Here is a 16,473-nt window from a genome sequence, read left to right as displayed (position 1 = left end):
GGTGCAATCGCCGCCGGGTCAATGACTTATCGTCAAGTGAGGCCATGCGCCCCGTCACCATGTTCATTGATGCCCGAATGCGCTCAAGATGAGAGTGCCGCAACGGCATGCGACAATTATAGCGAACGCATCACATGGCCAAACATAGCCGTAAATTCTATAATTGCGATGTTAATCATATGGTAAAAATAACTATTACTTTGCAGTCATGTGAATTAACTGCCTTTGGATCAATGTGGATTTGCGCTCGATGTCGATACGTCACCGGCTCGATATCATCATCGTCACACTTGTTCTCTGCGCTCCTCATCGTACTGGGCGTTCTCCCCGTCGATATGAGGCGCGAGTACGTCAATACGGCGGTGGAGACCCAACGGCTCGGACAGATTTCAACGATCTGGTCGGTGGCCGCGACCGCAGCTCTTCATCCGGGAGACCCGGAAGAAGCAAAAGTGCTGGCGCAGATTTCATCGACCAAGGCCCCCGTGCTCACCAAGCTCCTCAAGCAACTGGCAAAGGCGGAGACGGCAAACGGACTGCTGCAGCGCATCCGCGAGGACCTGCCGACCATTGCCGACCCGATGCGGGGCCGCACCGCCATGGACGGGCCGGAGATGCAGCTCAGCCGACTGCTGGCGGTGCAATTGCCGGAGGTTCTCTGGCGGCTGGCGGCGTTGCGCGAGGATACGCACCAGCTTGCGGCGCGCAATCGGCTGGGTCCGAATGACAGGATGCGCTTCTTGGTCAATACCGGCCAGTTCAAGGCCGCAGCCGACTTCGCCGAGGCCAACCGGAATTTCCAGATTGCCGCCAAGCGGCTCGCATGGACCGTCAACGTCGCGTCCGTCTCGCTGCCGTCGCTCTCCCTCAATCCGCATCCGCTGGACAAGGCCTATCTTCCGCTCGTGAAGGCGACGCTGGCTCTCCACAATCAGGCCTATGCCTATATCACCACCGATATCCATACCGACCTGTCGAACCAGCGCTGGGCGCTGACCGGGATAGCGGTCACGATCATCATCGCAACGCTGCTGGCCTTGTCCCTGGCGCTGTCGCTGTCCTCCTCGATCGTGCGGGCGATCACCTCTCTGGAGGGGCGCATCCGGGCGATCGCCGATGATGACGGCGATGCGCCGGTGCTGGACATGCCGGAAAGGGAAAAGCAAAGCGAACTGGCGCGCGTCGCAGAGGCGGTCGTGGAATCCCGCGACCGGGTCGCGCGCAAGGTGGCGGCGGCGGAACAGGACGAAAAGCGACGCGATCTGGAACTGCTTTTCGAGAGCAATCCCCTGCCACTCATTCTGCACGAACCCGAGACCGGCCGTATCGTGGCGGTGAACGGGACCGCCGTGGATCACTACCACTACACGCAAGAGGAATTCACCGGACTTCGGGTAACGGATCTCAAGGCGCCGAACCTGCCGATTGCGGACGAACCGGGCGACGGTCGTCCTACGGTGCGCCACGTGAAGGCGAACGGCGAAATCATCGAGGTGCTGCCCTTCGAGCGCGAGATCCGCTACGACGGACAGCACGTGAACCTGACCACCATCGTCGACATCACCGCGCACCGGCAGGCGGAGACCCGGCTTGTCTTCCTGGCGCATTTCGATCCGCTCACCCATCTGGTCAACCGAGTCATGCTGCAGAAGAACCTGGCCGAAGAGATCCAGAACGGGCACGCGCACGCCGATTACGACTTCTCGGTGCTGTGTCTCGATCTCGACCGGTTCAAGATCGTCAACGACACGCTGGGTCATGATGCGGGCAACCAGGTGCTGCAGATGGTGGCCAACCGGCTGCTGACGGCAGTGGACGCCTCCGACAAGGTGGCGGGGCTCGGAGGCGACGAATGGGTTCTGAACGAGGCATGCCGCGAGGTGGCGCAATGGCCCAATGACGTGAAGGTAGCGGTCAACGTTTCCTCCTACCAGTTCCGCTCCAGCAATCTCGTGTACCGGGTGTGCACGGCCCTTCGCACCTCGGGACTGGAGCCGCACCGGCTGGAACTGGAAATCACCGAAAGCGTTCTGCTGGCCGACAGCGAGGCGACGATCCGCACCCTGCACGAAATCCACTCGCTGGGCGTGCGCATCGCCATGGACGATTTCGGCACCGGCTATTCGTCGCTGAGCTACCTGCGCGCCTTCCACTTCGACAAGGTCAAGATCGACCGATCCTTCATCAGCGATCTCGGCAACACGGTGGAGGCCAACGCCATCATCCGCGCCATTGCCGGGCTTTCCAACGAACTGGGAATGACGACGACGGCGGAGGGTGTCGAAACCGAGGAGCAATTGCGCCACATCCGTGCGCACGGATGCTCGCAGGCGCAAGGCTTCCTGACCGGGTGTCCCGTTCCTGCCCAGGAAGCTCGCGTCTATGCCTCAGGGCAGACGGAAGGGTTGTGCTCCGTACTGAGCCGCATGCGCGATGCGGTGAAAGACGCGACACAGCCTAAGCGGTGCTTCGCGTCTCCCAAGCAGCTCGCTCAGTAGGCGTAGTCCTCAAAGACGCGGGTGATGTCGCCGTTCCACTCGCCGTCGAACTTCTGCAGCATCCGCTCCGCCGGTGTCATACCGGAGGCCAGCGTCTCCTCCACCGGTTCCAGATGGGTACGCTCGTCGACGCCAGCCTCGTTGAGGCGGGCGCGGCGCTTCAGCCCCTCGCTTGCCAGCAACGCAGCCTCGCGCGCGATCTCGTGGACCGTGCGGTTGCAGAAGACCGTCTTCAGCGCCGTCTTGGGCACGTTGGTGCGAAGTTGATCGCGTTCCTCTTCGCTCCAGTCGCGCACCATCTCCCATGCCTGATCGAGGATCTCCTCTTCATAGAGCAGGCCAACCCAGAAGGCGGGAAACGCACAGATGCGACGCCACGGACCGGCATCGGCGCCGCGCATCTCGATGTACTGCTTCAACCGCACATCGGGGAACAGGGTGGAGAGGTGGTTGTTCCAGTCCCCCATGTTGGGCCGCGCATCGGGGACCTTCACTTCCAGCGCGCCGTTCATGAAGGCGCGGAAGGTGGTGCCGGTGACATCGTGATAGCCGCCCTCGCGCTTGATGAAATACATCGGCACGTCGAGCGCCCACTGCACGTAGGCCTCGAAGCCGAAATCGTCCTTGAAGGCGAAGGGCAGCGGGCTGACCCGGTCGTTGTCGGTGTGGAGCCAGTTTTCCGCGCGGTTGGACAAAAGGCCGTTGGGCTTGCCCTCCACGAAGGGCGAGTTGGCGAAGATCGCGGTCGCGATCGGCTGCAGCGCCAGACCGACACGCATCTTCTTGACCATGTCCGCCTCGTCGCGGAAATCCAGGTTCACCTGCACGGTCGAGGTCCGGTACATCATGTCGAGGCCCTTGGTGCCGACCTTGGGCATGTAGTTCGTCATGATGTCGTAGCGAGACTTGGGCATGCGCGGCATGTCGGAGCGCTTCCAAGTCGGCGCCATGCCGAGCCCCAGAAAGTCGATATGCATGGGCTGGGCGACCTTACGGATCTGAGCGAGGTGGACGTGGGTCTCGCGACAGGTCTGGTGCAGGTTGTCGAGCGGGCCGCCGGACAATTCGAACTGGCCGCCGGGTTCGACGGAAATCGCGCCGCCGCCGATCGGATCGGCCAGGCCGATGATGTTGCCCGCCTCCTCGATGCGTTCCCAGCCGAGCAGCCATTCCATGCCTTCCAGCACGGTCTTCACGCCGCAGGAGCCGTTATAGGGAATGGGGGTCAGGCTATCGGTGAAGAAGCCGAACTTCTCGTGCTCGGTGCCGATGCGAAACCGATCCGGGCTCTTGGATCCGGCTTCGAGCGTGGCGGCAAGGTCGGAGAGATTTCCGATCGGCGTTGAGTCGACGGTGTCGCGGGCCATGCGTCATTCCTTGGGGAGCGAACCGGCGGAAGCTCATCGCCCGCGGCCCGCAAATGATTTCGGAGGGCTCCAGCCTCGCAACGCGCCTGCCCGTCCGAGCGGTCCTGCCGTCACGCATCGCTGCGCCGTTGCGATCTCACATAGCGCTGCAAAGCCGTTATTGCCAGTCGCCTTTTGGTGCCAAAGGAAACGACGACCGTCGTTTTCCGTCTTGAGACCACAGGAACTCCGGGCCGACCGAAAGCCTCTAACGCCAGTCTCCCAGGGTGGCCTGAACCACGGCAAGGGCCGCGACCGCGGCCGTATCCGCCCTGAGAACGCGGGGGCCGAGGGGAACGGGGATCACGAAATCGTTGCGACGCAGCAGGTCGCGTTCCACGCCGCTCAGCGCATCGAGCGGGTTCTGGCTCTGCTCGCCCTCGTCGCAGAAGATGAACCTGCGGCCCGGCTCATTCTCCGCCCATCCGCCGATGAGCCGGACGGGCTCGCGAATATCAGGAACCGACAGCACGCCGCATTGCTCGCATGCCTCAATCTGGAGCGTGCCCGCTCCAGATTGAGGCATGCGGACTGGGTAAACCGCGTCATGACGGGCTGCAGCACGCCTGCGCCCATCTCCACTGCCTTCTGCACCATGTAATCGAGCCGGGCATGCTCGGGGCGAAGCAATAGAGGAGATCGGGCTTCGGCGTCTGCGGACGGGTCTGCTCCTCCAGTTCCAGCGCGCACGCCTTGCGGCCGGTCACGATGATCCGGCTTTTCCATTCGCCATCGCACCCGTTGAAGACGAGGACGCCGTCGTCCTGTTTCAGGCGCAAGACGTTGAGCAGATAGTCCGACTGGGCCCGCTCGAGCGCAACGGCGTGACCGGCGGGCAGATCGGCATCGAGAAATAGGCAGGGCATGCGGAATTCATATCTGGGCATGGCGCGGACGGTATGCGGGTCGCGCCATCTTGGCAACGGGATTGTGAGCCCCGGGATCCACGGCCATATCTCTGGCGGGAATTGACAAAGTTAACGGATTGTTGCCCCATAGGCTCCGTAATCTACCGGGGGCGTAGCCGGGGGGGGGGGGTGTTTTTCGCGTTGCTCGTGGTGGGTATTTCATGCCCCCAGGCTTTCGGTTCGCAACAGGCTGAAAAGAGACCGAACGCGCCCCGAAGTTCGAAATCGGCATCGGCTACGATCATCGCCCCGGCGGCATACGCAATGCGCCCGCGATCTCCGTGCCGTTTCGCGCCGAGAACTACTATTCCGACAGTGTGGGTCTCACCTTCGAGGACTTGGCCGGCTATTCGCGCCATACCGGCGAGGATGCGCTAGGGCTTCTGGTTTCGCCGGACTTTGCTTACTGGCTGGGTGCCCGCACGCGGGTGACGTCCTATGCCCGGCTGGGCTTCGAGTATGCTCTCGACCGAGAAACCGGACTTGGAAGCGACACGTTCGTTCTGGGCGCGGACACACGGACGGAGCATTTCCTGCCGCTCCGTCCCGAGCGCGCCTATCCGGATCAGGATTACGTCACTCCGGCGGTGAAGTTCGGGGCAAAGAGCCGGGTCGGGCGGGCGGATGCACCCTTTCACCTGCGCGGCAAGGCAATGGTGGAGAGTGAGGTTCAGATTGAAGGGGAGAGCAAGGTCACGGCCTACACTACGGGACGTTTCGAGATCCGTGCGGTGTCAGTGACGGGTAGACTGATCGCCAAGGGCGAGATCGGCGTGACGATCGATTCCAGCGCGGTGACGAGCCCCTCGCCCACCCGCGCGGCATCCGGATCAATCACCAGCGCGGCCCTGAAGGCCTCGGCGGCGGTTTCCGTTTGCCCGCGGTTCAGTTCCACCTCGCCGATGAGGCGCAGGGCGGGCCACAGGTTGAACCGCGCATCAAGCACCGCACGCGCCGCCGCAATTGCATCGTCCATGCGGCCCTCTGAGCGATACATGACGGCGAGCTGATAGCGGGCGAGTGGCAGATCGGAGCGCCCGGCCAGGAGCGCCTCCTGCGCGACAGGCCCAGCGCCTTGCGCCCCACGCCATAAAGCGCCACCGCCTCCATTGCTCTCAAGCCCGGGTGATCGGGCGGGCGCAGGATCACTTGTTCGATGGGAGCGAGCGCGCCGCGGAAATCCTTTCGCCGCATCAGGCTTTCCGCCAGCGCGTACCAGGGCTCGAAATGGGGATCGGAATCGGTTTCCAAGACGGCGGCGAGCGCATCGGCCGCATATCCGACCTTGCCGCCGGTATAGAGCAACACAGCCATGGCGCGTGCGGCGAGCGCCTCATCGGCGGGAAACGGAGCGTGGGGGGTCCAGCATCTCCAACTCGGCGACCTCGGTCACCCGTTTCTCGATCGGGGCGGTCAGGTCGCCGGGACCGGGGTCGCGCACGATGCGGTGGTCGGTCATCGTCACCTCGATAACGTCCTGCGTGCGGCGCTCGGGCATATGCCAGGTGGTGCAGTCGGCCTTCGCATCGATTTCCGGATGATCCGACGTCGCCCCGGCTGCGGCACGGGTTGGAAGCGGCAGGCCGCCCGCATCGAGCCCGTGGCAGGTGAGACAGGCGGCGGGTAGTGACCGGCGCGCTCGGCCAGAGTGCGTTTCACATGCCGGTCGTGGCAGGTCAGGCAACCGAGTTTGCCGCCGCTCTCGACGAAACAGCGGCTTTGCTCCAGGCGATACAGGTGGTGGTTGATCTCGAAGCGATCCGCCTTCGGCATATCGGGATCGGTGATGTCGAGGTTCATGCGAAAGGCGTTGAGATGTTCGCCCGGACGGAAGGAATAGGCGTTGCGGCCGAAGCGGCGGATACCGGTCATCGCCACGGTCGGTTGCATGTGGCAGCCGTAGCAGACGGAATAGAGTTATTCGCGCGGCAGGTTCCCCGGGTTGACGATCTCCGCCCGGCTGACAGGTTCGGCCGCTCCTTCCATCGCTGCGCGCACGTGGTCCGCGCCCGGCCCGTGGCAGCCAATGCCCTCGGGCATGTACAGACGGTCGGAGCCCTCCGCCACATCCGGATAAGCGTTGTGGCAACTCATGCAGGAGCAGCGCACCTGCCGCCCGACGCCCAGTTGCAGCTTGAACTCAAACCCCGGCGCCATGGCCCAGAGGCCTTCGCCTTGCGAGTACCACGCGAGCGGCAGCTGATAGCGCGCGCCGTCCTGTGTCTGGTAGATGTAGACGCGCGAATGATTTCCGGAGCCGAGGATCCAGTCAACCTTGTGCTCGAAAACGTGGATGCGGGCGCCATCGGGCGCACACTTGTAGCAGCGAAAGATATAGGCCCCGTCCTTCAGCTCCGTCTCGTAATAGCGGTCGGAAGGAACGTAGTGATAGCCCTTCGAAAAATACTCGATGACCGGTTGCGACAGGGGGGCGATAGAAACTCTTCGCCATGGCGACGTGCTTGAAGCTTTCCGCCTTTTCCTCATGGCAGAGCGCACAGGTCTTGTCGGGCACATATCCGGCGGCAGCTCCGGAGGTGACGGGGATATCCCAGTCCGCCAGCAGGTCGTTGACGGCGGCGAACGCTGCGACCGGGTCGTCCTCGGCATGGACGAACTGGGCGATGAAAAGGGCCAGGACAGACAGGAAAAGGGCGAGGCGCATCGAGACATCCGGTTACGTCAGTATGTCGCCACGGTAGAGGATGGGGGATGGTGGGAGCAGGGAGAAGAAAGGGAAACGGGGCGGCTGCGCCGCAGGCTGTTGCGCTGGATTCCGGGTCTGGCCATGCGGCGTTGCCGCAGACCGCCCGGAATGAGGCGCGAGGAGTGAATTGTAACCACACGCAACGAATATGCGAGCAGCACCAAGTTCCTGAGTTTGCGTGTGTTTACAACTCAGCCCACCCTCCCTCATTCCGGACAAGTGAGGCGCAAGTCGAACGCTGATCCGGAATCCAGCGCAACAAGCGGCGGCAAAGCCGCTCCGCTGCCCTCCCCTGCCCTAAACCGCCTTCATTACCTCACGCGCGATGATCAGTCTCTGGATCTCGCTCGTGCCCTCGTAAATCGTCGTGATGCGCGCATCGCGGGCGTAGCGCTCCAGCGGGTAGTCCTTGATGAACCCGGCTCCGCCGTGGAGCTGCAGGGCGGAATAGGTCGCCTTCTGCGCGGCCTCGGTGGCAAAGAGCTTCGCCATAGACGCGGCTTCCGCAAAGGGTTGGCCCTGCTCCTTCAGCCAGGCGGCGCGCAGGATCAGAAGACGCGCGGCCTCAAGTTCGGTTTCGCGGTCGGCGATTATCCACTGGATGCCCTGCATGTCCGCAATCGCTCGATCGAATTGCTTGCGCTCCTTCACATAGAGCTTCGCCGCCTCCATCGCGGAGCGCGCCACGCCCAGCGCCAGCGAGGCGATGCCGATGCGTCCGCCCGCAAGCTCGCCCACAGCGACGCGGAAACCGTCGTTTTCCCGTCCCATCAGGGCAGAGGCCGGAATGCGGCAATCCTCGAAGAGAACCTCATTGGTGGCGGAGCCCGTCTGACCCATCTTCTTTTCCGCCTTGCCGATGACGAGGCCCGGCGTTCCCGCCTCCACCAGAAAGCAGGAGATGCCCTTGCCGGGCTTTGCATCCGGGTCGGTCACAGCCCAGACGACGAAGACGCCCGCATATTCGGCCGAGGAGATGTAGAGCTTGGCCCCGTTCAGCACCCATTCGTTGCCGTCCATGTGCGCCCGCGTCTTCATGGAAGCAGGATCGGAACCGGCTCCCGCCTCCGTCAGGCAGAAGGCGCCCGCGGAATAGGTGCCGTCGGTGAGCTTCGGCAGATAGGTTTCCTTCTGCTCGGGCGTGCCGACCGCTTCGATAACCTCGCCCACCATGTTGGTGACGGAGGTCGTGACGGCGGTCGACGCGCAGGCGCGCGCCAGAGCCTCGACAGTAAGCGCGAAGGCGATCGTGCCGGCTTCGCTCCCTCCGTAGTCGGCAGAGAGGTTGAGGCCCATGAAGCCATTTTCGGCGAGCAGTTTCAGGTTGGCGAGAAAATCCTCGCGGCCCTCGCCCCGGTCAAGCGTCTCGGCCAGCGGGGCGAGCCGGTCGGCGGCAAGACGCCTCGCGGTTTCGGCGATCATCTGTTGCTCGTCGGTGAGCGCGAAGTGCATGGGCCGGGTTCCTCCTCAGATTCTCTTTTGTCAGGCTCCGCAAAAATGCGGGCGGCGATCTGCAGGAGCAGATTTCGAACCGGAAACGGACTCGCACACGCTCCCACCGCACGCTGGACGACGCGCGATGTCTGCCGGGTTACCTTCCTTCCGCGCCCAACAAATCACATTCCCCTGGGGCAGAGAAGTACAAACGGTGCACCCATGTCAGGACCGGCAACAGCGTCCCGCGCGGAAGGAATGGCAGCCATTCGCGCGGCCTCATTGGAAAGCGGAAAAACGGCCGTATATGGAGTCAAATGCTTCTGATACTGACCCTTTTTCCTTCTCAACCCTCCCGAAAGCACTTCGTTCGCAGACTTGGCCGTCCGCGGAGCGAGGCGACTGCATGAGCAATGTCCTGAATACGATCCTTGCGCGGGCGTCGCGCACGTGGCGCTATGCGATCGCCTCGGCCCTGGGCGTCGCCATCGCGTGGTTTCTGGCCAAGTGACTGTTCGGCCACCAGCAGCCGCTGTTTGCCGCCATCACCCCATCATCTGCCTGGCGCCGGGCCTGCCGAGCCATCTGAAACAGGCGCGCAACATCATCCTCGGCGTCACCACCGACATTATCGTCGGTGAGTTGATGCTGCTCGTCGTACCGACGGATTGGGGCAAATTGCGGCTGGTGATCGTTACCTTCCTGGCGATCATGATCGCCGAACTTTACGGCCTGCGCGTCGTGGTCGGCATTCAGGCGAGCGTTTCGGCCATGCTGGTGATGGCGCTCGGACCGATCAGCGCCGAACCCGACCGGCTGATCAACGTGCTGATCGGTTCGGCCGTCGGCGTGCTGTTCAGTCAGGTGCTGATTACGCCGGACCCGGTGCGCCAGATCGATGAGCGGACCAAGACGCTGTTCAGCAGTCTGTCGGCGGGTTTTCGCCAATGCGTGAGCACCGTGGAGAACCAGGACTACGCACAGGGGCCAATACGGCGATCCGCACCTTTTCCAACGCGCATGCGCGGCTGGTGGATCTGGGCACCGGCATTTCGACGGCCCGTGAGGCGGCCACGTGGACGGTGCGCGGGCGGCGGGCGACAAACAAGGTGCATATGCTAGCGGACCGCTACGAGCGCCGCACCTTGCGCCTTTTCGCGTCCTCTCTGCTGTTTGCCGATACGCTGTTTCGCGCGTTGCGCGACGATCCCGACAACATGCCCGCCGATCTGCCCGCCCGCATGGAAACCGTCGGCCAGCACATCACGGATGTGGAAGCGGGCAAGCTGGGCGGACAGCGCGTACCGCCGATCGTTTCCCCCTACCCTTCTCCCCAATGGCAGGCCTGCAGCGAGGCTCTGCGCACGCTGGAAGAGGCGCTGAACGCCGACGAATCCGTGTTCGAGATTTTCCGGTAGCCTCCCGCCTCCCGTGATTAGCGGGAGCAAGTTCCTTCTGCACTCACATTAACCCTGCGGCATGTGTAGAAGTATAGCTTCACCACGCGCCGCCGCCCGGGCCAACCGGGGACGGCGAGAACAGCACACGGGAGACCGGTCGGATTCGTGATCTGGGAGGACACGTTCATGATCAATGCCCGCAAGCTTGTGCTTGCCGCAACTGCAGGCGCCCTCACTTTCGGCTTTGCGGCGGAGACCTTTGCCGCCGAAGTGACGTGGAATGTTTCGCTGTGGGGCAGTCGGCGTGCCTTCACCGAAAACGTGGAATTCCTCGCGGAGCGCGTCGCCAAGGAATCCAATGGCCGCTTCGAGATCAAGATGCATTACGGCGAGGCGCTGTCGAAGGCGCGCGAGAACCTCGACGGCATCCCCATCGGCGCATTCGAGATGGCGCAGGTCTGTGCCTCCTACCATCCCGACAAGAACCCGACGCTGACGGTTCTGGAACTGCACCTTCCTCGGTGTCTCCGACCTTGAGACGGAAGCTCGCGTTTCCATGAAGCTCTACGAGCAGCCGTCCGTGAAGAAGGATCTGGCGCGCTGGAACGCGGCGACTGTCATGCCCTCGCCCATGCCCCAGTACAACTTCGTTGGCAAGAGCGATGCTCCGACCTCGATCAAGGATTTCGACGGCATGCGCGTTCATGCACTCGGCGGTATCGGCAAGCTGATGCATGCGGTGAGTGCGGTGCCGACATCGGTGACAGCGTCCGAAACCTATCAGGTCGTCGAATCCGACACCGTGCAGGCCGCATCCTTCGCCCCGCACGCTCACCTCGCCTTCAATACCGTGGAAGTCGGCAACTGGTGGACGGCCAACCAACCTGAGCCCCGGCACCGTGCAGTGCCCGGTGGTGATGAGCACCGACGCCTACGCCGCCCTGCCGGACGACCTGAAAAAGATCTTCGACGACAGCATCCAGCCGTCAATCGACCACTACATCGCCAATTACGGCAAGGTCTACGACCGCTGGTGGCCGACGCTTGAGGAAAACAACATCGCCCAGGTGAAGTTCTCCGACGAGGGCCTGGCCGGGTTCAAGGCCAAGGCAGCTCCGATCTGGGATGAATGGGTGAAGAAGGTGGACGCCCAGGGCATTCCGGGACAGGACCTGCTCGACATGATGCTGGCCGAAATCAAGGGCTGAGGCCGGACACAAGGCCCGCGGCCGTCACCCGGAACATCGGGTCCGGCCGCCGCGCGGCTCACCAGACCTCTCATCCCTCATGACCCGGCCCAGTCCGGGTCATCCGTTGCCCGGCGGGATTGAAAACCCGTGATGGATGCCCCGGAAAAGGCCAGGCAATGACGGGGGAGAGAGACCGTAAGACGGCCCCATCCCGCCTCCGGCGCGTTCCAACCTTCAAGCGAACGGTCCAGCATGACGCCGTCCGATCAACTCCCCAGGAGACCCCGAAACGTATCGGGTGTTCTCCGGCGCGCTTGCGCGCATCGAAAATGTTTTCAACCTGATCGCCGCGGCAGAGATCGTCACCCTGATGCTGCTGGCGGTGGTGCAGATCTTCGCGCGCACCTTCTTCAACCAGCCGGTATCGGGCTTCATCGACATCACCGAGCAGACGATGGCCGTGTTCACCTTTCTCGGCGTCGCCTATTGCCAGCGGGTCGGCGGACATATCCGCATGGAGATCCTGCTCGGAACGTTGCGCGGACGCCTCCTCTGGATAGAGGAATTCCTCAGCGTTCTGCTCATTCTGGCCGTCGTGCTGGCGCTTATCTACGGCTCCTAGTTCCATTTCGAGCGCGCCTGGACCATCGGCGACAGCACCATCGATATCGGTCTGCCGACCTGGCCCTCCAAGCTGCTGGTGCCCGTCGCGCTGTCTCTTCTGGCCCTGCGGCTGGTGCTGCAACTCGTCGGCTATGCGCGGCTGATCCGTTACCCGACCGCCAGACCGGGCGTTGACCTGCCCTCAGTGGAGGACATCACCGAAACGGCGCGACACGAAATCGAGGAGACGTTCGGCGACGAATTCGATGCCAATGACGCAAACGGGGAGAGTTCGCGATGACGCCTTTCGAGGTCGGACTGATCATGACCGGCGTCCTGCTGATCCTCGTCATACTCGGCATGCGGGTCGCCTTCGCCGCCGCCTTAGTCGGCGTTACCGGGTTGATCGTCATCTTCTCCATGCGCATGGGGTTCGAACGCGGTTTCATCACCGCGCTGAAGATGGCGGGCACGGTACCGCATTCCAAATCGCTCACCTATTCCCTGTCGGTCCTGCCGACCTTCATGCTGATCGGCTATCTGGCCTTTCATGCGGGGTTGACGCGACAGCTGTTCGAAGCGGCCAAACGCTGGCTCGGCTGGTTGCCCGGCGGTATGACGGTGGGAACGATCTTCGCCACAGCCAGTTTCGCCGCCGTTTCGGGAGCAAGCATGGCCACGGCCGCCGTCTTCGCCCGCGTCGCCATTCCCGAAATGCTGGCGGAAGACTATTCCAAGCGCCTGTCGGCGGCTGTCGTGGCGACGGGCGACACGCTCGCCTCGCTGATCCCGCCGTCGTCTATATCGCCATCATCATCGGCATGGCGGCGTGGCGGGGAGATTCTCCGGCAATCCACGGCTTCACATGGGGCCAGCGTTTCGCCTAACTGCCGGGCAACCAGCCGATCTTCGCGGTGGTGGCGATCATCTTCATCAACCTTTTCGGGGGGGGGGGGGAGATCGGCGGTTTCTCGTTTTCCACCACGCCGACGGAAGCGGGCGCACTTGGTGCCTTCGTCGTGCTGATCACAGCCATCTTCAAGGGCATGCGGTTCAGGCAGTTCGCCAGGTACTGCACGAGACGGCCAAGCTTGCGGTGATGATATCTTCACGCTGATCTGGGGCGTCCTGTGCTACGTGCGCTTTCTGGGCTTTGCGGGACTGCTCGCCTTCCCCAGCATCGTGACGTGGCTGCCCTCGCTGAGGTGAGGGCATACCGCCGCCTGCCAAACACAACGAGAATACAGGAACACGAAAAAATGCGGGGGCGGCTGCGGCCGCTCTCACAGATACCCCAGATCCTTCAGAAAAACCGTCAGAGCCTTGGGAAAGGGAAGCGTCACGCGCTCGTTGTCGGCGCAATCGGGCTTTTCGGTCGGGCAGCTTTCAAAGCCCTCATCGAGATAACCGCGATAGACCGCCATCATCGCCTCCCAGGCTTCATAGCCCTCGCCCAGCAGCGCCTTTTGCGCGATCCAGCCTGCGAAGAACCCCGTTGGGCCTCTGCCAGACGCCCCTCCATCCCGGCAAGCCATTCCCGATGGAAGCGGGTGAACGCCTCCTTGCGGCTCACATCGACGACCTTGCCCCCGGTCACGGCATAGATCAGCAACGGCGCATCCGAACAGGCGTAGCAATCGAAGGCATAGAGGAAGTTGTTGTCGAAGTTCTTGAATTCCGCCTCGCCGTCGCCGTCGAGATCCGCGAACGTGCCGCCTTCGCCGTCGAAAAAGCCGACATCAACATCGTGCCAGTCGCCGGCCTTGTCGGCGCTGGCCACGTGCACTTGCGTGCAGCAATGCGCGCCGCCGAAAAACGAGGTGAAAACCACCTCCGGCGTGTTGTTGGCGGGATCGATTTCATGAATTTCGATGGTGCCCTGCGGACTGTCCCAGCCGCTCGGCACCCCTTCGATGCGCAGAACCGACTGGTTTCCGAAAACGACCTCCAGCATCGGCGCCTTCATGGACGGATCCTCGGAGGCGGCAACCATGGAAACGCGCGCGCGCAGATCTCCCTGCACGATTTCAGCCGCCGGGAGGACATCCGACAGATCCGCGCGCGGCGGCTTCTGGGCTTCGGCCGGATTTACGACGAGGCTTCCGCCCCAGATCGCCGCCGCGAAGAAAAGCGCACCGAGCTTCCGTGTTCCACCCATGTCATCCACCTTTTCATGACACCCCGTGTACGGCGAACTTAGAGCACTTCCCCCCGCCCACGGAATCGCAAGCATTAGCGCATCCGGAATTTTTCGACAGGTTGAGAGCGAGGCAGGCCCGGTTGAGCACGTCGACGCTCAGGCGGAGGCCAGCGCCGCCTCCACCCTGGCGCGCGTTTCCTCCCGCGTGCCGGAGGCATCGATCCGGGTCCAACTGATTTCGCCGAGATCGTAAACAAGCTGGCGACGCAACACCGCGACATCGGCATCGGAGGCATCGTTGGCGCGCTGTTCGACGCGGCCGGACATGGTGGCGAAGTCCGCCTCCAACCAGAAGGCTCTGGAGCGCACCTCCAGTTTGCGGGCGATCGCGGCGATCTGGCTGCGCTCCTCAGGCGCGGCGAAAACCGCATCGACCACGATGGAGGCACCCGCGGCCAGCGCCACCTCGGCCTTTTCGCAAAGCCGCACGTAGACCTCGCGGGTCACGTTGAACTTTTAGGCCTCCGGCGGCAGATGTTCGCTCGTCTCCACATCGAAGAGCAGCTTGCGTTCCACATCGGAGCGCAGCACCACCGCGCCCGGTGGCAGACCGAGACCGGGGGCGATTGCGCGCGCCACGGTCGATTTTCCGGTGCCCGACAGGCCGCCCACGACCACCAGGATCGGGTCTGCGGGCTCCAGGAACCGCTCGACGAAGTGGAAATGTTCGACGGCATCGCGGCGCGCATCCTCCGCCGCCTCGCCGCTCACATGGGCCAGCCGGGCAGCGGCCACTTTGGCGCGAATGCAGGCCCGCATCAGCAGGAAGAAGGGCAGCGCGGCCAGATCTTCCAGATCGGTCAGCCGGTGCGTGTGGTTGAGATAGCGGTTCAGCAGACGGTTGACATCCCCCGCCAGGCCACGCACCGACAGGTCCATCAGCGGGAAGGCGAGGTCGTAGAGCACGTCGCCGGTGGCGATGCGATCGTCGAACTCGATGGCATCGAAGAGCACCGGCTTGCCGTCGATCAGCACGATATTGCCGAGATGCGCATCCCCGTGACAGCGCCGGACCCCGCCCGTGCAGCGGCGCTAGCTCAGGAGCGGGCGGATCCAGGACAGCATGGCATTCGCTTCCGCGGAGAGCATGTGGGTGCGTTCCGGTGGGAACAGGTCGGGCGCATCGAGGAAGGCGGCATTGTTCTGCTCCGCATAGCTTTCCAGATCGTCGATCCAGAGTTCGCCATCCTCCTGATCGACCACCGGTGCACGCGCATGGGAGACGGCAAAGATATCGGCGAGTTCCTCCGCCACGCCGTCCGGCAAGGGGCCCTTCACCGCCAGATGATCCGAGCGTGTTGGTCTCGTCGAAACGGCTCATGCGGACGAGCCAGTCCACCGGCTCGCCCTCGCCCGCGATGACGAGATGCCCGTCCGCCTCACGCGTGATCGGCACCGCATCGCGGTAAATCATCGGCGCATTCGCCCGGTTGACCTCGATCTCGCGCTGGCACGCCGTCTTGCGCAATTCCAACGTCGAATAGTCCAGGAAGGGATAAGGTGAAGGCCCGCTTCAGCTTCATCGCTTCGCGGCCCGCAAGGAAAACTGCCGCCGCATGCGTATCGATGCGCGTAACTAGTCCCGTCACGCCATAAGTGGCCGGATCTTCCAACAGAGCCAGCACCTCGGCTTGCGGATCGTGGGCTTGCGGATCGTGGTTCAAATCGAAAGAACTTCCCTGAACGCGCGCGCCATTGCGATGGGCGGTATCATCATAAACCGCCAGCTTGCAACTGCGCTAACTTTTGTCAATGACGCTACGGACAATTATAACAATATAGCTTAATTTTCCATCACTTACGCAAGGATAAATTGCACCGGGCAGCAGCTCCACACCGGAGGGGCAAGATTGTCATGACAGCGACCGCTGACCGGGGAGGCCCGCAAGCGTCTTTTCAGGGTGCCGGCGATTGGAACCGACCGTTGCGAATACTTATATTCGCAATAGTCAATAAACTCGTGAACATCGGTCACGCCTCGCGATACTTGCCGTGAGCTGTGATTGCGAGGCGCCTCCGCATTGATGGGAGTGCGTAACATGAAATCTATTCTGCCGAATTTCTGAGGCGGAGAGGAACGCCCCTTCGCATCTTTGCACAAGGAAATCGATCGGGTCTTTTCCGATT

The 16,473-nt window shown here is 62.9% G+C and carries 19 protein-coding genes and 2 pseudogenes; 10 read left to right on the top strand and 11 right to left on the bottom strand.

What is annotated here, in order from left to right; genetic code table 11:
- Positions 1 to 290 precede the first annotated feature (290 nt).
- Positions 291 to 2,498 carry an EAL domain-containing protein gene (locus tag QNJ43_RS04020; protein ID WP_300467565.1) on the top strand — a complete coding sequence of 736 codons (2,208 nt, stop codon included), beginning with the start codon at positions 291 to 293 and terminating at the stop codon, positions 2,496 to 2,498.
- On the opposite strand, the gene QNJ43_RS04015 is transcribed toward QNJ43_RS04020, so the two are convergent.
- Positions 2,492 to 3,865 carry a glutamate--cysteine ligase gene (locus QNJ43_RS04015; RefSeq protein ID WP_300467563.1) on the bottom strand — a complete coding sequence of 458 codons (1,374 nt, stop codon included), beginning with the start codon at positions 3,863 to 3,865 and terminating at the stop codon, positions 2,492 to 2,494. The two genes, QNJ43_RS04020 and QNJ43_RS04015, sit on opposite strands and share 7 nt — an antisense overlap.
- 247 nt (positions 3,866 to 4,112) lie before the next feature.
- Positions 4,113 to 4,791 (bottom strand): annotated as a pseudogene (locus tag QNJ43_RS04010) (16S rRNA (uracil(1498)-N(3))-methyltransferase).
- 302 nt (positions 4,792 to 5,093) lie between these two features.
- Between QNJ43_RS04010 and QNJ43_RS04005 the strand changes: the two are divergent.
- Positions 5,094 to 5,822: a hypothetical protein gene (locus tag QNJ43_RS04005; protein WP_300467561.1), complete on the top strand. Its 729-nt coding sequence runs from the start codon at positions 5,094 to 5,096 to the stop codon at positions 5,820 to 5,822.
- Between the two features lie 323 nt (positions 5,823 to 6,145).
- Here QNJ43_RS04005 and QNJ43_RS04000 read toward each other — a convergent pair whose 3' ends face one another.
- Genes QNJ43_RS04000 through QNJ43_RS03990 form a run of 3 tightly spaced genes read right to left on the bottom strand, consistent with a single transcriptional unit; the run spans position 6,146 to position 7,311 of the window.
- On the bottom strand, positions 6,146 to 6,271 hold the full coding sequence (locus tag QNJ43_RS04000) for a hypothetical protein (protein WP_300467560.1): 126 nt from the start codon (positions 6,269 to 6,271) through the stop codon (positions 6,146 to 6,148).
- Between the two features lie 2 nt (positions 6,272 to 6,273).
- On the bottom strand, positions 6,274 to 6,702 hold the full coding sequence (locus QNJ43_RS03995; protein WP_300467558.1) for a hypothetical protein: 429 nt from the start codon (positions 6,700 to 6,702) through the stop codon (positions 6,274 to 6,276).
- A gap of 27 nt (positions 6,703 to 6,729) precedes the next feature.
- A complete protein-coding gene (locus tag QNJ43_RS03990; protein ID WP_300467556.1) occupies positions 6,730 to 7,311 on the bottom strand; it encodes a hypothetical protein in 582 nt (193 codons plus the stop codon).
- Between QNJ43_RS03990 and QNJ43_RS03985 the strand changes: the two genes are divergently transcribed.
- A complete protein-coding gene (locus QNJ43_RS03985; RefSeq protein WP_300467554.1) occupies positions 7,298 to 7,645 on the top strand; it encodes a hypothetical protein in 348 nt (115 codons plus the stop codon). The two genes, QNJ43_RS03990 and QNJ43_RS03985, sit on opposite strands and share 14 nt — an antisense overlap.
- Positions 7,646 to 7,816: 171 nt before the next feature.
- Here QNJ43_RS03985 and QNJ43_RS03980 read toward each other — a convergent pair whose 3' ends face one another.
- On the bottom strand, positions 7,817 to 8,971 hold the full coding sequence (locus tag QNJ43_RS03980) for an acyl-CoA dehydrogenase family protein (RefSeq protein WP_300467552.1): 1,155 nt from the start codon (positions 8,969 to 8,971) through the stop codon (positions 7,817 to 7,819).
- Positions 8,972 to 9,460: 489 nt separating this feature from the next.
- Here QNJ43_RS03980 and QNJ43_RS03975 point away from each other — a divergent pair, with 489 nt between their 5' ends.
- The 7 genes from QNJ43_RS03975 to QNJ43_RS03945 all read left to right on the top strand — a co-directional run bounded on the left by QNJ43_RS03975 (position 9,461) and on the right by QNJ43_RS03945 (position 13,172).
- Positions 9,461 to 10,075, top strand: a complete 615-nt coding sequence (locus QNJ43_RS03975; RefSeq protein ID WP_300467549.1) for an FUSC family protein — start codon at positions 9,461 to 9,463, stop codon at positions 10,073 to 10,075.
- Entirely contained in the window at positions 10,063 to 10,371 is a 309-nt protein-coding gene (locus tag QNJ43_RS03970; RefSeq protein ID WP_300467547.1) for a hypothetical protein, read from the top strand. The genes QNJ43_RS03975 and QNJ43_RS03970 overlap by 13 nt, the downstream gene beginning before the upstream one ends.
- A 168-nt stretch (positions 10,372 to 10,539) precedes the next feature.
- On the top strand, positions 10,540 to 10,890 hold the full coding sequence (locus QNJ43_RS03965) for a hypothetical protein (protein ID WP_300467545.1): 351 nt from the start codon (positions 10,540 to 10,542) through the stop codon (positions 10,888 to 10,890).
- Positions 10,891 to 11,252: 362 nt separating this feature from the next.
- Positions 11,253 to 11,561 carry a hypothetical protein gene (locus QNJ43_RS03960; protein ID WP_300467543.1) on the top strand — a complete coding sequence of 103 codons (309 nt, stop codon included), beginning with the start codon at positions 11,253 to 11,255 and terminating at the stop codon, positions 11,559 to 11,561.
- Between the two features lie 280 nt (positions 11,562 to 11,841).
- Entirely contained in the window at positions 11,842 to 12,165 is a 324-nt protein-coding gene (locus QNJ43_RS03955) for a TRAP transporter small permease subunit (RefSeq protein ID WP_300467541.1), read from the top strand.
- A 78-nt stretch (positions 12,166 to 12,243) separates the two neighbouring features.
- The gene (locus QNJ43_RS03950) at positions 12,244 to 12,447 is read left to right on the top strand and encodes a hypothetical protein (RefSeq protein ID WP_300467539.1); all 204 of its coding nucleotides are present in this window, start codon (positions 12,244 to 12,246) and stop codon (positions 12,445 to 12,447) included.
- Complete coding sequence (locus QNJ43_RS03945; protein ID WP_300467537.1) at positions 12,444 to 13,172, top strand: TRAP transporter large permease subunit; 729 nt, start codon at positions 12,444 to 12,446, stop codon at positions 13,170 to 13,172. The genes QNJ43_RS03950 and QNJ43_RS03945 overlap by 4 nt, the downstream gene beginning before the upstream one ends.
- A 257-nt stretch (positions 13,173 to 13,429) precedes the next feature.
- Here the strand turns inward: QNJ43_RS03945 and QNJ43_RS03940 are convergent, their stop codons facing one another.
- The 5 genes and pseudogenes from QNJ43_RS03940 to QNJ43_RS03915 all read right to left on the bottom strand — a co-directional run bounded on the left by QNJ43_RS03940 (position 13,430) and on the right by QNJ43_RS03915 (position 16,010).
- Entirely contained in the window at positions 13,430 to 13,573 is a 144-nt protein-coding gene (locus QNJ43_RS03940) for a hypothetical protein (protein ID WP_300467535.1), read from the bottom strand.
- Positions 13,570 to 14,304 carry a hypothetical protein gene (locus QNJ43_RS03935; RefSeq protein ID WP_300467533.1) on the bottom strand — a complete coding sequence of 245 codons (735 nt, stop codon included), beginning with the start codon at positions 14,302 to 14,304 and terminating at the stop codon, positions 13,570 to 13,572. The genes QNJ43_RS03940 and QNJ43_RS03935 overlap by 4 nt, the downstream gene beginning before the upstream one ends.
- 138 nt (positions 14,305 to 14,442) lie before the next feature.
- A pseudogene (locus tag QNJ43_RS26730) lies at positions 14,443 to 15,105 on the bottom strand (AAA family ATPase).
- A gap of 273 nt (positions 15,106 to 15,378) precedes the next feature.
- Positions 15,379 to 15,624 (bottom strand): hypothetical protein, encoded by a 246-nt coding sequence (locus tag QNJ43_RS03920; RefSeq protein WP_300467527.1) that lies wholly within the window; start codon positions 15,622 to 15,624, stop codon positions 15,379 to 15,381.
- 101 nt (positions 15,625 to 15,725) lie between these two features.
- Positions 15,726 to 16,010, bottom strand: a complete 285-nt coding sequence (locus QNJ43_RS03915; protein ID WP_300467525.1) for a hypothetical protein — start codon at positions 16,008 to 16,010, stop codon at positions 15,726 to 15,728.
- Positions 16,011 to 16,473: the final 463 nt, after the last annotated feature.

It is taken from the genome of Breoghania sp. (assembly GCF_030066895.1).
Taxonomy (GTDB): domain Bacteria; phylum Pseudomonadota; class Alphaproteobacteria; order Rhizobiales; family Stappiaceae; genus Breoghania.
This window is presented reverse-complemented; position numbering and strand designations above follow the sequence as displayed.

What these genes read in the sequence shown, in the direction of transcription:
- QNJ43_RS03965 (WP_300467545.1), top strand. Translation starts at nt 10,540, where the DNA reads ATGATCAATGCCCGCAAGCTTGTGCTTGCCGCAACTGCAGGCGCCCTC.
- QNJ43_RS03945 (WP_300467537.1), top strand. Translation starts at nt 12,444, where the DNA reads ATGACGCCTTTCGAGGTCGGACTGATCATGACCGGCGTCCTGCTGATC.
- QNJ43_RS03940 (WP_300467535.1), bottom strand. Translation starts at nt 13,573, where the DNA reads ATGATGGCGGTCTATCGCGGTTATCTCGATGAGGGCTTTGAAAGCTGC.
- QNJ43_RS03995 (WP_300467558.1), bottom strand. Translation starts at nt 6,702, where the DNA reads ATGCAACCGACCGTGGCGATGACCGGTATCCGCCGCTTCGGCCGCAAC.
- QNJ43_RS03935 (WP_300467533.1), bottom strand. Translation starts at nt 14,304, where the DNA reads ATGGGTGGAACACGGAAGCTCGGTGCGCTTTTCTTCGCGGCGGCGATC.
- QNJ43_RS04015 (WP_300467563.1), bottom strand. Translation starts at nt 3,865, where the DNA reads ATGGCCCGCGACACCGTCGACTCAACGCCGATCGGAAATCTCTCCGAC.
- QNJ43_RS04000 (WP_300467560.1), bottom strand. Translation starts at nt 6,271, where the DNA reads ATGACCGACCACCGCATCGTGCGCGACCCCGGTCCCGGCGACCTGACC.
- QNJ43_RS03980 (WP_300467552.1), bottom strand. Translation starts at nt 8,971, where the DNA reads ATGCACTTCGCGCTCACCGACGAGCAACAGATGATCGCCGAAACCGCG.
- QNJ43_RS03985 (WP_300467554.1), top strand. Translation starts at nt 7,298, where the DNA reads ATGGCAGAGCGCACAGGTCTTGTCGGGCACATATCCGGCGGCAGCTCC.